Origin of the sequence: Vibrio sp. J383 (assembly GCF_023503985.1) — a bacterium.
In the GTDB taxonomy this organism is placed as follows: domain Bacteria; phylum Pseudomonadota; class Gammaproteobacteria; order Enterobacterales; family Vibrionaceae; genus Vibrio; species Vibrio splendidus.
In genome coordinates, this window is record NZ_CP097293.1 from 2,493,709 (window position 1) to 2,505,991 (window position 12,283).

At 41.4% G+C, this 12,283-nt stretch carries 11 protein-coding genes; 7 read left to right on the top strand and 4 right to left on the bottom strand.

From position 1 onward, the window contains the following. Positions 1-147: 147 nt before the first annotated feature. Positions 148-1,680 (top strand): helix-turn-helix domain-containing protein, encoded by a 1,533-nt coding sequence (locus tag M4S28_RS11225; protein WP_249631819.1) that lies wholly within the window; start codon positions 148-150, stop codon positions 1,678-1,680. A gap of 30 nt (positions 1,681-1,710) precedes the next feature. Continuing rightward, positions 1,711-2,619 (top strand): NYN domain-containing protein, encoded by a 909-nt coding sequence (locus M4S28_RS11230; protein WP_102556774.1) that lies wholly within the window; start codon positions 1,711-1,713, stop codon positions 2,617-2,619. Between the two features lie 393 nt (positions 2,620-3,012). On the opposite strand, the gene M4S28_RS11235 is transcribed toward M4S28_RS11230, so the two are convergent. Further along, a complete protein-coding gene (locus tag M4S28_RS11235) occupies positions 3,013-3,399 on the bottom strand; it encodes a DUF6575 domain-containing protein (RefSeq protein ID WP_249631820.1) in 387 nt (128 codons plus the stop codon). A gap of 313 nt (positions 3,400-3,712) precedes the next feature. Between M4S28_RS11235 and trxB the strand changes: the two genes are divergently transcribed. The 5 genes from trxB to M4S28_RS11260 all read left to right on the top strand — a co-directional run bounded on the left by trxB (position 3,713) and on the right by M4S28_RS11260 (position 9,737). Then, positions 3,713-4,672 (top strand): thioredoxin-disulfide reductase, encoded by a 960-nt coding sequence (gene trxB, locus M4S28_RS11240; RefSeq protein ID WP_004733400.1) that lies wholly within the window; start codon positions 3,713-3,715, stop codon positions 4,670-4,672. A gap of 182 nt (positions 4,673-4,854) precedes the next feature. Continuing rightward, positions 4,855-6,639 carry a heme ABC transporter permease/ATP-binding protein CydD gene (gene cydD, locus M4S28_RS11245; protein WP_249631821.1) on the top strand — a complete coding sequence of 595 codons (1,785 nt, stop codon included), beginning with the start codon at positions 4,855-4,857 and terminating at the stop codon, positions 6,637-6,639. Next, positions 6,632-8,353, top strand: coding sequence for a heme ABC transporter ATP-binding protein/permease CydC (gene cydC / locus M4S28_RS11250; RefSeq protein WP_249631822.1), 1,722 nt, complete (start codon positions 6,632-6,634; stop codon positions 8,351-8,353). The genes cydD and cydC overlap by 8 nt, the downstream gene beginning before the upstream one ends. A 345-nt stretch (positions 8,354-8,698) precedes the next feature. Further along, entirely contained in the window at positions 8,699-9,262 is a 564-nt protein-coding gene (locus M4S28_RS11255) for a nucleoside 2-deoxyribosyltransferase (RefSeq protein ID WP_108189350.1), read from the top strand. Positions 9,263-9,398: 136 nt separating this feature from the next. After that, positions 9,399-9,737 carry a hypothetical protein gene (locus M4S28_RS11260; protein WP_249631823.1) on the top strand — a complete coding sequence of 113 codons (339 nt, stop codon included), beginning with the start codon at positions 9,399-9,401 and terminating at the stop codon, positions 9,735-9,737. A 393-nt stretch (positions 9,738-10,130) separates the two neighbouring features. Here M4S28_RS11260 and M4S28_RS11265 read toward each other — a convergent pair whose 3' ends face one another. The 3 genes from M4S28_RS11265 to M4S28_RS11275 all read right to left on the bottom strand — a co-directional run bounded on the left by M4S28_RS11265 (position 10,131) and on the right by M4S28_RS11275 (position 12,281). After that, a complete protein-coding gene (locus M4S28_RS11265; protein WP_249631824.1) occupies positions 10,131-10,559 on the bottom strand; it encodes a hypothetical protein in 429 nt (142 codons plus the stop codon). A 313-nt stretch (positions 10,560-10,872) separates the two neighbouring features. Next, positions 10,873-11,790, bottom strand: coding sequence for a hypothetical protein (locus M4S28_RS11270; protein ID WP_076678892.1), 918 nt, complete (start codon positions 11,788-11,790; stop codon positions 10,873-10,875). Further along, positions 11,781-12,281, bottom strand: a complete 501-nt coding sequence (locus M4S28_RS11275; protein ID WP_249631825.1) for a hypothetical protein — start codon at positions 12,279-12,281, stop codon at positions 11,781-11,783. The genes M4S28_RS11270 and M4S28_RS11275 overlap by 10 nt, the downstream gene beginning before the upstream one ends. Positions 12,282-12,283: the final 2 nt, after the last annotated feature.

Below are 12,283 nucleotides of genomic sequence, written 5' to 3' on the forward strand. Positions count from 1 at the left end.
TCAAAACTACACAAAAAATTAAAATAAGCATTTTATAACTTTATTATAAGCATTTTATTATCGAAAATTAATCCCAAAAAACCATTGACTGAAAATGCACATAAAATTAAGCTAATCAAATCAACAACTTAAAGGCACGGTGTGAAGATGAAAAATACAGGCAATAAATCCCCAAAGATCAATAATCAACATAAGCAATTATTAGCTAAAAAAATCAATGAACTAGGTATTGATGGTGTTCTATATCCGAATGCAATCGAGGGCCGGCATCCATATACACAAGAAATTATGCTGTTGGCTATGAGCCAAAATGTAAAACAAGGCGAGTTAAGTGTGCTTTGTGGGGTAACCCAATCCCAAATATCACAATGGGCTAATGGTAAAGGACTTGCAACTGTAGACAAATTAGCAAGACTACTACCTCAATTAAAGAACACAGCACCAGGCAGTTCTTTTCATAAATTAGATGTAGTTAAGAAAAGAACCATAAAACTACCTAAAGAATGGGAACAAGAGAGTTTTATTGCGTATTTACAGAAAGTGATTACGGATGAGGCAAGTAAAATAAACCTCAAAAATATTTGTAAACCTGTTTTTGAAAAACTGAAAACTAAGTCACCTCATGACTGGTATTCAGCTGACTACAGCTACTATTGGAAAAGTATTAACTTCAATTTGGAATTCTTAGAGGCTGCCGTATACGGCACACTTAAACAAGAGCACTCTAGCCAAATAGAAACAATAACCAAACAGCATCAAGAGCAACTTGATAGCATTACCTCAAAGATTGGTGAACTTCAAAGTAGCAAGCAAAGTGCAGAGGAAGAGGAGCAAGATAATCAATCAAAAATGGATACTCATGCTGCATCAATGCAAGAATTCTACAATGAGCGTCCCGAATTGTCTGGTGTCTCTGATGATGTCAAAAAATCCTTAGCTCTACGTGAGTACCCTGAGCCTGAAGCCATTCATGATTCAAATCATACCTATGAAATGTTATTACAATCTATTGCAGAAGATATGAATGCTAGCATCGATTATTCAACCGTCATTGAACTACTTAATCATAAAGTTGAAGAGTTGAAAGCCGAGCATGATACGGAAATTTCCACTTTGAAAAATAGCCAAGATAAAGAAAAAAATGAGAGAACAATTCTTGGGAAATACAATCCAGATTGCGCTGTTCCATCGATTCAAACCTCTGATTTTTTTCTATTACCGTTAAATGTAATTCAGTCAAAAGCAGATGAATTATATGATTCAATCACTTTTGATTTAGTCGTCCCATTGAAGGCTGTCATAAAGAACACATATCTACGTACCGAACATGAGATTGTAATTGACACAACAATTAAGTTAAATGCTAAGGAAGCATTTATAGATTTCTGTAGTGCTTTACCCTTGCTATATGAAAAAGAATTAGTACAAGTTTCCGGTCATTGTATATTTACTTTCGGAGATATTAAATGTTATCGGTTACACAGTGATCGACTGCTTATTAAGCACAAAAGTCAAAGCGAGCATGACTACATTCACGTCGACTATGACGGCAATAGTGCGATAGATACGATACGTAAGCTCAATGACATTTATAACATTGGTTCTGAACTAGAGGAAAACCTAACAAATACTCTTATTGACCAAGGTTATTTACTTACTACTGTTCGTACAATCTATTAGTTATCAATTAAGTTTACACAAGGAAAATATATGACAGCGTTTACTTTTGCAGTACTTGTTGATGGCGAAAATGTCCAGCAATCAAAATATCCAGAGATTTTAAGCGAAATTGGTAGGAAAGGTGTTATAGCTCTTAAGTGGGTGTATGCCGATTGGACAAACCCAAGTCATAAAAACTGGCAGCAATATATATTAGATACAGCATCGACACCAAAGCAGCAATTTCACCATGGGAAAGATGCTGCCGACCATGCACTTATCATGGATGCCATTGAGCTAATTTGTACCAACGAAAAAATTAATGCTTTGTGTATTGTTAGTAGTGACGGTGGATTCGCAGGCTTAGCCCAGAGAGTTCGAGAAAAAGGCTTACATACGATGGCTATAGGAAAGAAAATCACGCCTGAGCGCTTTCGTAATGCTTGTCATGACTTTGTTTATTTAGAGAACCTGAGCCAAGAAGACGCAGATGATGAAAATGAGAAAGAACAGAAAGACACGAACAATCCAACTGAACTTGATGGGTTACTATTAAAGGCTTATTGGCAATTTAACAATAATGAAGATTTTGTTTATCTTGGCGATCTAGGTACTAAGCTGAAACAGGTTGATAGTACCTTTGACACTCGAAGTTACGGGTATTCAAGCTTAAAAAAAGCCATCAAAAACCTGAGCCATCAATTTGAGATTTTCGGAGAAAAAGAAGACAGGTGTTATGTAAGGCCAACATCGTTGACTGGAAATGTAAAAGCTAAGCCTCAAGCAAATAAGAATTTTGCTTTCCTTGTTCATAACAATGAAGATTTTCATTTTAAGAAAACCGATCTGAATGATAGCAAGTTGTGGGAAAAACTATCGAAAGGTATGTCACTAAAATTTCAGGTATCTTCAAATACGACAGGAAAAGCCCGAAGCGCTTGTAATGTCGAGCCAGCATAATAGTAAAACTTATAAAAATGATAGGGGCATTAGCCCCTACATTAAATAGCTCAGAAATTTAGACGGTTCCATTAGTGGAACATATTGAGCTTCTTTGGCCAAACGTACTTTTTCAAACTCGGTCTTTCTGGTTAGTTTAATACCAATGATTTGGCTACAAATTTTTTAGATATTCTGAATACGAAAGCAGTGATCAGCGATACCTATTTCATTACAACTACACCCAAATCAATTCGAGTTCAATATTGATGACTACCTTCGAACTTTACTGTTACTTCCGTTTTTCGTAACAGCACTTAGTCGCGCCTAAATCAAACCTTTAGATAGCACGATTTTACTAAACTGATAATTGTCCATTTAGCTCATCAGAACCTACAACCCGTCTTGCACCCACTAAAACATACAAGCTTCTTCAAGGTCGATTTCAAAATCAACGGGCGGTAAGTTTACTAAGTGCTTGTTCGTAGCATTCAGTAGTTCGACTTTCGCGGGCTTCCCTACTTCGTTTGTGTAGATAGTCGCTAGATAAAGCTTGTCTGAACGGTGGAACGCATCATGAAAGCTCACTTCTTTGTTTAGCAAGCTGGCTAGCAATGGTTTGGTTACCGGAATATAAGCCCACTTAATGCACTGGCCGTTGTCGTAATCCCCACTCCAATACACCATAAACCTTTGGGTATTTTCATTCTTAACCGAAAAGCACTTCGGCCCTAAGACGTCTTGATACACTTCCAGTAGTTCCAATTTACCTAGCTGTGTGCCTGTTGGGAGTAAGTTCATTGCTCGTTCCTCATCTTTCTAACTTTGCCTATCAAACCTTGCCTATAATCTTATAGTTAAACACTGTTTTTATATACAGTTATTTGGGCGTATTTTGATATGCCCGTTCGAAATCGAAAAGGCGGCAGCAACAATCCATGAGGAAGACGGTGGTTTCGCCGATCTTTAAGCCACGAAAACGTTTGTCTCAATTAAGTTCTAACCTATAACGATTAATTACACTTCAGCCCTTGTTTACACTTTTATTGCCTCCATATTTTCCATACAATCCTAAGCGATTATAAATAAAAACAAATTCAATTTCGGAGTCCTCATGAGCGACGTAAAGCACTGTAATTTATTGATTCTTGGTTCTGGCCCTGCTGGCTATACAGCTGCAGTTTACGCTGCTCGTGCAAACCTAAACCCAGTACTGGTTACCGGTATGCAGCAAGGTGGTCAGCTTACAACCACGACAGAAGTAGAAAACTGGCCGGGTGATGCTGAAGGTTTAACGGGTCCAGCTCTAATGGATCGCATGAAAGAGCACGCAGAGCGCTTTGAAACAGAGATCCTGTTCGACCACATTAACGAAGTAGACCTTTCAAACCGCCCTTTCCGTCTTAAAGGCGATTCTGGCGAGTACACGTGTGATGCATTGATCATCTCAACGGGCGCATCGGCTAAGTACTTAGGTTTAGATTCTGAAGAAGCATTCAAAGGCCGTGGCGTTTCTGCTTGTGCTACATGTGATGGTTTCTTCTACCGCAACCAGAAAGTGGCGGTTGTGGGTGGTGGTAACACGGCTGTTGAAGAAGCACTTTACCTATCTAACATCGCGTCTGAAGTTCACCTAGTTCACCGCCGTGACACATTCCGCGCTGAAAAGATCCTAGTGAAGCGTTTAATGGACAAAGTAGAGAACGGCAACATTGTTCTTCACACTGACCGCACGCTAGACGAAGTTCTAGGCGACGACATGGGTGTAACGGGCGTTCGTATTAAAGATACTCAGTCTGATAAAACAGAAGACATCGAAGTAATGGGCGCATTCATTGCTATCGGTCACCAACCAAACACTGAAATCTTCAAAGGCCAAGTCGACATGAAAGATGACTACATCATCGTTCAGTCGGGTCTTGAAGGTAACGCGACACAAACAAGCATCCCAGGTGTGTTCGCTGCGGGTGACGTAATGGACCACAACTACCGCCAAGCAATCACTTCTGCTGGTACAGGTTGTATGGCTGCACTAGACGCAGAACGCTTCTTAGATGGCCTCAACGATAAGTAAATCTGAGATTGCAGATTTAATTGTCGTCGCTTTAACGCTAGCAACCCCTGCCCTAACATTGATAGATGCAGGGCGTCATCACAATTTGTTGTAAATCCTTAGAGCCCAGCGGTATATCCACTGGGCTTTCTTTTGTATACTACCCGCCCTCAACAAATAATAATTATCATTAAGCCTTCATAATGGATAAGAAAAAACAACGCAGCTTGAACAAGTGGCTTAAACAGCAAAGTAAGTTAGCGAAACGCTGGCTTATGATTGCGATTGGCCTTGGCGTACTTTCAAGCGTGTTCTTAATTGCTCAAGCAGCTCTCCTCGCCTCTATTCTTCACCAGCTGATCATCGAGAACGTCGATAAATCTGAACTGGTTGGTCATTTCGCAGGCTTGGCACTATCGGTCGTTGGCCGTGCTGGGTGTACATGGGGACGTGAAATCGCAGGTTATCGCTGTGGTGAACAAATCCGTGTCTACATTAGGCAACTCATCTTAGACAAATTACGCGAGCTAGGCCCTGCCTATATCAAAGGTAAGCCAGCGGGTACGTGGGCAACGCTGTTGCTAGAACAAGTAGAAGACATGCAAGATTTCTTCTCTCGTTACCTGCCTCAAATGTCTTTGTCGGTAATGATTCCATTCATTATTTTAGTCGTGGTGTTCCCGGTTAACTGGGCGGCGGGTCTTATCTTCTTAGTGACCGCTCCTCTGGTACCGTTATTCATGGCACTAGTTGGAATGAAAGCCGCTGACGCCAACCGCAAAAACTTCAAAGCGCTACAGCGTCTTTCGGGTCATTTCTACGACCGCTTGCAGTCAATGACAACTATTCGTCTTTTTGATCGAACCAACGCTGAGACAGAGGTACTTAAAGGTGCTTCTGAGGTGTTCAGAACACGCACCATGGATGTATTGAAAATCGCTTTCTTGTCTTCCGCTGTACTTGAGTTCTTCACGTCGATCTCTATTGCGATGACTGCGGTTTACTTCGGCTTTACTTATATTGGTGAATTAGATTTTGGCCACTATGGCGCAGGCATTACACTATTCGCAGGTTTGTTTATCCTTATCTTAGCGCCAGAGTTTTACCAACCTCTACGTGATTTGGGTACTTTCTACCACGCGAAGCAACAAGCAGTTGGTGCAGCCGAAAGTATTGTCGAGTTCCTAGAAACAGACATCACTAAGGTTAAATCAGGCGACACTCAACTGGATTCGGCTCAAGGCATTAATATTGAAGCTACCGACCTAAAAGTGTTAAGCCCTGAAGGTGTTCAATTGGTTGGCCCTATCTCGTTTGCACTTAACACTCGCCAATCAACGTCGTTAGTTGGCCCAAGTGGTGCGGGTAAAACAAGTTTGATCAACGCCATCCTTGGTTTCATGCCTTATGAAGGAAGCTTGAAGATCAATGGCATTGAACTGCGTGACTTAGACTTAGCCTCTTGGCGTAAAACGATTAGCTGGGTTGGTCAAAACCCGTTGCTACTGCACGGCAGTATTCGTGACAACGTAACTCTAGGTAAGCATGATATCGCTGACCAAGTTGTCGAGAATGCACTTGAGCAATCATTTGCTAGCGAGTTTGTAAACGACCACGGCTTGGATTATATGATTTCTGATCGCTCTGGCGGCCTGTCTGTTGGTCAATCTCAGCGTTTAGCTTTGGCTCGCGCAATGATTCAAGACGGTCAGTTCTGGTTGCTCGATGAACCAACTGCCAGCTTAGATACTCGTAGCGAACAGTTAGTGATGAAAGGCATCAATAGCAATATTGAAAGCCGCACTGCCCTACTTGTGACGCACCAACTCGCTCCTCTTAGATCAGTCGATAATATTCTGGTTATGCGCGATGGTGGTCTGGTTGAACAAGGTCATTACTCCCAGCTTTCGACTGCGGGTGGTTTGTTTGAAGAGATGCTGAACGCGAACTTAGCTCAACAAGACAATAAGGGTAATTTAGATGCGTGATTTACTGCCTTACCTGAAACTCTATAAAAAGCATTGGTTTGGCCTATCGCTAGGCATGCTATTGGCTTTCGCTACTCTGTCGGCTTCTATCGGCTTGTTAACGCTATCAGGCTGGTTCATTTCAGCTTCTGCGGTTGCAGGCCTTACGATTGCACGTGAAACTTTCAACTACATGCTGCCGGGGGGCGGTGTACGTGGTTTGGCAATGAGCCGTACTGCGGGTCGTTGGGGTGAACGTGTTGTCAGCCACAATGCAACATTCAAACTATTAACTGATTTACGTATCTTCTTCTTCAAGAAGCTGGCTCCACTGATCCCAGGTCGTATTTCAAATCTTCGTGACGCTGATCTACTGAACCGTTTGGTTGCTGATGTTGATGCCATGGATCACGTCTACTTGCGTTTAGTAAACCCTGTGACGGTTGGTGTGTTCGGGATTTTCTTCCTAACTCTATTCTTGATGTGGTTCGATACTTCCCTTGGTTTGATCTTGGGTTCTATCCTTCTGATCATGCTGTTGGTTTGGCCAATCTTGTTCTACAAACTAGGCAAGCGTAACGGTGGTGAACTGACGCAAAACAAAGCAGATCTTCGTGTGACTACGCTAGATTGGATTGAAGGCTACAGCGAACTGACTCTATTCGGTGCTGAAGAGCGTTACCGTAATGCGATTCTAGAAACGCAACAGAAGTTGATGGCGAATCAGTTTGTGAATGCCAACCTAACCGGTATGGCGTCTGCAGCTCTGATGTTATTCAACGGTTTGACGCTTGTTCTGATGCTTTGGCTTGCCGCAGACGGTGTGGGTGGCAATGCACCCGACCCGTTCATCGCGCTAATGGCGTTCGCAACTATGGCAAGTTTTGAACTGCTGATGCCTATTGCAGGTGCATTCCAGCATTTAGGTCAAACTCTGTCTTCTGCACGTCGCTTGAACGAAGTGATTCTGTCAGAGCCCGAAGTTCAGTTTGCTGAAGAGAAACTCGACATCAACAAGCCACTTGATATTACGTTCTCAAACGTGACGTTCAACTACCCTGATTCTGATCGCAGTGTTCTGAATGCTGTTGACTTAACGATCCCTGCCACGCACAAGGTTGCGATTGTTGGCCAAACGGGTTCTGGTAAATCGACTCTGATTCAGCTTCTGACTCGCTACTGGGATCCTAAAAAGGGCTACATTTCTATTGCGGGCATTGAGCTAACACAATGGAACGAGTCACAACTGCGTGAATCTATCAGTGTAGTAAGCCAGCGTGTCGACATCTTAAACGGCACTCTGCGCGACAACTTGTTGATTGCAAGACCAGAAGCAACCGATGATCACTTAGCCAATATCCTAAGAGATGTTGGCCTAGAGAAGCTACTTGAGAATAACGCGCTTAATAGCTGGTTAGGTGACGGTGGTCGTCAACTGTCTGGTGGTGAGAAGCGCCGTATTGGCATTGCACGTGCCATTCTTCATGATGCTCCTATCCTGCTTCTAGATGAGCCAACAGAAGGCTTAGATAAGCAAACAGAGCACAGCATCATGGCGCTGTTCGAGAAGCACTTCGAAGGCAAAACGGTTATCTTCATTACGCACCGTTTGATTGGTCTAGAATCGATGGATTCTATCGTTCTGATTGAACAAGGCGAGATTGTTGAAAACGGTTCTCATGAAACGCTGTTAAACGAAGCAGGACGTTATTTCCAACTTCGTCAGGCAATCTAGCCCGTCATAAGTTATAAAGAAAACCATTCAAAGCCCGAGTTTATACTCGGGCTTTTTTGTGTCTCTCAATTTTTACTCTCTACTCCGCCCCTATCAACCTGAACTTGTAACCGGCAACTCGTAACCCGCATCTGTTATTGTTCTCGGACTTAATGTCATAATCGACATTCAAAATCATAGGCTTATAAAAGTATCGACCACCTTCCACATCTTTAAACCATAAACATAAAAACACATTAAAATCACACGTTATCAAACCGTGTACTTTTGGTTATTACTTAAACAACTCAATAGATAAAAATATCAACACAAACACCAGCACTATTGCCAATCAGGAGTTAACCGTTGAAACGTATTTATCTAGCAGGACCCGAAGTTTTTTTAAGTGATGCAGTCTCTATCGGAGACCAGAAGAAGAAGATTTGTGAAGCCTATGGGTTCGAAGGCATTTTCCCACTCGACAACATTTTAGAACTGAATGAGCCAAGTCCACAGCAAAACGGTTTAAAAATCGGTCGTGCAAATGAAGAGTTGATTGAAAGCTGTGACGCAGTGATCGCCAATATGACGCCTTTCAGAGGTGCAAGTTGCGATGTTGGTACTGCCTATGAAATGGGCTTTGGCAAAGCGCTAGGTAAAACTGTGCTAGCGTATACCAACAGCTCAGAGCTTTTCTTGAAGCGAAACCTCGACCAATTGCCAAACGCAAAACAAGTCGACAACCAAGCCTATGTCGATGGCATTGGTATGACGCTAGAGAACTTCGGCTTAATTGATAACCTAATGCTCGATAACTCAGTGTCAGGCCCCATAGAGCTAGAAAACGTAGCGGTCGTTTACGATCAAACGGATGTGTATCGTAACCTGCGCGCATTCATTCGCTGCCTAGAACAGTTGAAAAACGCTTAAGCGGCTAGTTAAACAAATTGCTATGATTCTCCTAACATCCTCACAATGTTGGGAGACTTATATTAATGCTGAGATATTAACGATAAGGTATTAACGCTGAGGTATTAACGATAAGGTATTAAAGCTAAGGAAAAACATGAACGAGACTTGCATGATGTCTCTTACGAGAGACGAAGTAGCGGAACGCAAAGACTATGATGCAATAAAGGCATCATTCGACGATTTATGGTCTTCGATTGACCAAAGCGAAGACGCAGCAGTTAGCATTTGTACCAGTGAAGGAACTTGTCTTTTTGTTGATCGAAAACACCAGTTATACAACATCAAACTTGGCATTGATCAGAATGAAGAGTATCTATCATGCAGAATGAATCAGGTTGGACTTGAAGAGGTTGAGAGATTTCTCTACGCCTATTGCACGTACAGCAAAAGCCAATTGATCGAGTTAATCAAAGAACAAAACGAAGAAAGCTAACAACGACAGTCTTCACGCAACTATTATCAACACAACGATAGTCTGAACGAATGTCGATAACCCTTCCCTCCCAAACCATTCAGGTCAAAGTCATTCAAACAACCCTCAACCATATCGATTTCACAGGCTAAAAAGCTACCTCCCACACGAAAGCTTAGTGAACTAAAGGAAAAAGCAGTTCAGTTAAGGGAAATCACAACTAGCACATGGCTCGCAGCTCACCACACTCTATCTTAGCTCTCACATCGAAAATCAGTGTATTCCAAATATCGCCTAAATGGACAACCAATATTATGAGTAACATTATTCTAGAAAGTCGGAGTGAGCGCTAAACATGCACTTATAACTGAATGATGCGTGGGTAGGAATGAGTAAGCCAAGTGACGTTATTTTTTAATTATTGTAAATTGGGTCCTCCCACACATCTTTGAGCTGAGCCTCTATCTTGAGTTTATTTAGCTCCGCCTTTAACCGCTTAATTTCTAGATCATACAGTCGGTTACAGTTTAAACGTTCTTGCTTCTTACCTAGCGGTATCACCAATTGAACGTAAACACCGCTGTCATCGCTATCGGTTCGGTTGTTGATCGACTTATACTGGTCGGAATTTTGAGTGTCATATTTATCGTCTGTTACCGTTGTATACATACCCGTTTGCAAATACATTTCTGGCGTAATACTCGCTTCACAAGTAGTACCGTCTGCTGTAGATATTCTATCGTATCCACTTGGAACATTGGCACTTGGTATGTAAAACGAAGCAAAAGCTAGTTTTGTAATTGTAAGCGAGAGTATGGATACAATAATTTTACTGATGTGCATATACGAGTCCGTATTTTCACTTTTGAGGTTGGCAAAGAAACGCTGCAAACTTCAAATGTTTCTTTTCTATCTCTCTCTACAGGAAAAATGAGTGATTTTACTTTCTGTTTTGAGCTTCTAATTAGAAATTTATCCCCAGAAACAACACCATCGACATAAATTTGGAAATACTGATCAAACGAAGAATCATTGCCTACCGTTATATCAATTGATGTGTTCTCGCTGTAAACAATCTTTTTAACTTTCATTGGCCCCTGAAAATGAGCAAGCGTATTAAAAGAACACAGACAAACTAACAATACTAAGTATCGAGCTATTTTTGACATGTGATTGTCACCCCCATTTCCAACTTTCCACCTCCAAACCGTGACTTTGGTATATTGCTAAAGTTTGCATACACCTCTGCGTCAAGCCTCCGACGTTTCCTTAACGGATATAACTCGTTGTGTGCCAATTGCCTATCCGGATAACCTCCTCCCCCAGTTTTGAGTACAAAGAGGCTCTGAGAATCCAATACCTGAGACCAAGTATCTACGCTCACCTTTCGATTGTTAACGGTAAGCGAATCAACACCTAACGAAATAAAATAACCACGGCCAAAGCTACTTACCGTAAACTTTGTTGGATCATTGCGTGATAGACCATCAAAACTAATTTCGCCTCGATCGTCATAAACCACCAAACTGCAATAACCTTTGCGACTGGACGCTCTAAAGACTGATTGAGCGAGACTGGTATTATTAACAAAGATATTCAAACTACTAGTGTGAACATTTGGATTACTTTGAAATAGTCTGACCACAAAAATCTTAGATTCTTTACTTTCTAGACCAAATCGAACCCGATAAGGGGTATTACTCCTAAATTTCTCTCCGCCGTTAATAGCTTGACCATTAGGTGATACCTGATAAGCGACGGCATGACTCCAAATACTCAACAGTTTTAGCTCCAATTCTGCTTTGTTATTAGATAAATTTGTAACTTTGATTGGGACTCCAGTGCTGAAACCATCTCTACTAGGCCTTAACCAACTGCGAGATTGCTCTAGTACTCCTAAAGGTGCGTAACATACTTCAATTTTGACTTTTTTCTTCGAAGACAAATCTGCTCTTTCTCTATCTATGCACTGCATGTCATTAGAAGCATTGGCGGTGGCCGTTAGTAAAACCAACACCAATGCAATTGCTAATATACGCCACATATTAGAAGAGAAAGTTAAGCTTAGCTGCATGTCAGAGTTGCTACAGCAGTTATCGTATGATCCCCCGCTGCAATATCAGAATAATTTGCGTCCACTCTGGTTGAGAACTCAATTTTCCCATTATTTGTCGTGTCTTGTTCTGCGTTTTGTGTAATCTCAGTACCCGCCTTGTTATATAGTTTTATTTTTGCCAGTGCTAATGCAGAGCTATCACTTTGATTTTTCAAACTTGTTGCCGTAACGTTTAGTTTATATTTGAGTGTCCCTGAACCTTTATTGGTATATGGCAAAAGCACTAAATTTTTTTTCGCATCGTCAACGGTAGTGTCTGTAAACTTAATCTGGTTATTCGTGACTATTGTTTCACCTCCACTTTTAAAGCCACATATTTCAGGAATCTTTGTAGTAAAGGTTAAATCTCCGCTGGTACTTTGATTATTCAATAGATCAACAGCGGAATATGTATTACAAGAAATTAGTGCTGTTGTTAGAAAAAGCATATAGCAAGTTTTATTTTTCATTT

Bases quoted from the DNA above. Each gene is read 5' to 3' on its own strand.
- M4S28_RS11225 (WP_249631819.1), top strand. From the start codon at position 148: ATGAAAAATACAGGCAATAAATCCCCAAAGATCAATAATCAACATAAG.
- M4S28_RS11260 (WP_249631823.1), top strand. From the start codon at position 9,399: ATGAACGAGACTTGCATGATGTCTCTTACGAGAGACGAAGTAGCGGAA.
- cydD (WP_249631821.1), top strand. From the start codon at position 4,855: ATGGATAAGAAAAAACAACGCAGCTTGAACAAGTGGCTTAAACAGCAA.
- M4S28_RS11265 (WP_249631824.1), bottom strand. From the start codon at position 10,559: ATGCACATCAGTAAAATTATTGTATCCATACTCTCGCTTACAATTACA.
- M4S28_RS11275 (WP_249631825.1), bottom strand. From the start codon at position 12,281: ATGAAAAATAAAACTTGCTATATGCTTTTTCTAACAACAGCACTAATT.
- M4S28_RS11230 (WP_102556774.1), top strand. From the start codon at position 1,711: ATGACAGCGTTTACTTTTGCAGTACTTGTTGATGGCGAAAATGTCCAG.
- M4S28_RS11235 (WP_249631820.1), bottom strand. From the start codon at position 3,399: ATGAACTTACTCCCAACAGGCACACAGCTAGGTAAATTGGAACTACTG.
- M4S28_RS11270 (WP_076678892.1), bottom strand. From the start codon at position 11,790: ATGCAGCTAAGCTTAACTTTCTCTTCTAATATGTGGCGTATATTAGCA.
- cydC (WP_249631822.1), top strand. From the start codon at position 6,632: ATGCGTGATTTACTGCCTTACCTGAAACTCTATAAAAAGCATTGGTTT.
- trxB (WP_004733400.1), top strand. From the start codon at position 3,713: ATGAGCGACGTAAAGCACTGTAATTTATTGATTCTTGGTTCTGGCCCT.